General features: G+C 41.7%; 1 protein-coding gene. It reads right to left on the bottom strand.

What is annotated here, in order from left to right; translation table 11 throughout:
* Nucleotides 1–290: 290 nt before the first annotated feature.
* Nucleotides 291–947, bottom strand: a complete 657-nt coding sequence (locus QKY98_RS23390; protein ID WP_074585320.1) for an HNH endonuclease — start codon at nt 945–947, stop codon at nt 291–293.
* Nucleotides 948–1,099: the final 152 nt, after the last annotated feature.

Below are 1,099 nucleotides of genomic sequence, written 5' to 3'. Positions count from 1 at the left end.
ATGGTTCCAAGGTCTTTTCATTTCGTGGAAGGAACCGAATCTTTGTTAGAACGTGGCTGCTTGCGGTCTATTCGAGTGACAGCCATTGCTTCTGTGGTCCACAACGACTAAAGACAAATTTTAATAATTAATTAAGTTTATTATAAGCTAGAGAATTTCTGTGTGACTCTTTGGTGGCTTAATTTGAAATGAGCGTCGGGAGTAACTCCGCAGTATGATTGCTGATTAATAAGAATTTGCTAAATATCACAATCCTCATTGTCTGTTATGGTCATTCAATTTTACAGGGCTTACGTGTTTGTGGGGATTAATGCTCTGAGCTTTCTCATTACTTCATCGCGTTCCGCCTCACTTCCATCCTTGAACTTTTGTAGTTGCTCGAATAGTGCGTAGTCTGATAATGCTTCAGGCTCAAACCCGAATTTTCTGGTGTATCTGTTAAGCTTACAGATGCCGATTGTAAACCAGCCCTTGTCAGTTTTGTCGGAGTAAAGCTTGTTTCGATGTACCTTTATATGCTCGTCGTATTCGTCTATCGACGGATGAACAATTTTGAAACGCTCAGAGGATTTTGGATAATTTGTAGCATCCCCGTTAAGAGTTTCCGTTTCTTCCTCGTTTAGAATGGCTTTATCATTTTTTGCAAGATTGCAGTCTGCGCAGATAACACATAGATTTTTGGGTTCAAATAGAAACGCTACATGCTTCGATTTTGGCAATATGTGCTCCACAGTCGCGTTTCCTGCGGCAGTTACGGACAAAGTTCCCTTGCAGTAAGGACATACTCCTTTCTGCTCAAGACGGTAAAATTCACGGACTTTACTGCGTAACTTCATTAGCTCATCTTTAGACCAGTCTTTATGGTTGTGTCCCTCTTGTGCGACTAAATCGCTAATTATCTGTTTATCCTCATCGTCTAAAATATAATGGTTATTTATCAGTGGCATAGTATTGGCACACATCCACAACAGTGTTGATCAGCTCAAAATTTGGATCCGCTGCTTCCAGTTTGCGCTGCATTATAGCTCAACCGCCAGGTTCTTCTCCGGCAGATTGCGCACCTCGGCAAGAAACTCGTCATCGAGCAGGCCAATATTGG

The organism is Pseudomonas sp. HR1 (assembly GCF_030175875.1).
Lineage (GTDB): Bacteria > Pseudomonadota > Gammaproteobacteria > Pseudomonadales > Pseudomonadaceae > Chryseomonas > Chryseomonas oryzihabitans.
This window is presented reverse-complemented; position numbering and strand designations above follow the sequence as displayed.

Coding starts and splice junctions, on each gene's coding strand:
- QKY98_RS23390 (WP_074585320.1), bottom strand. CDS start 947: ATGCCACTGATAAATAACCATTATATTTTAGACGATGAGGATAAACAG.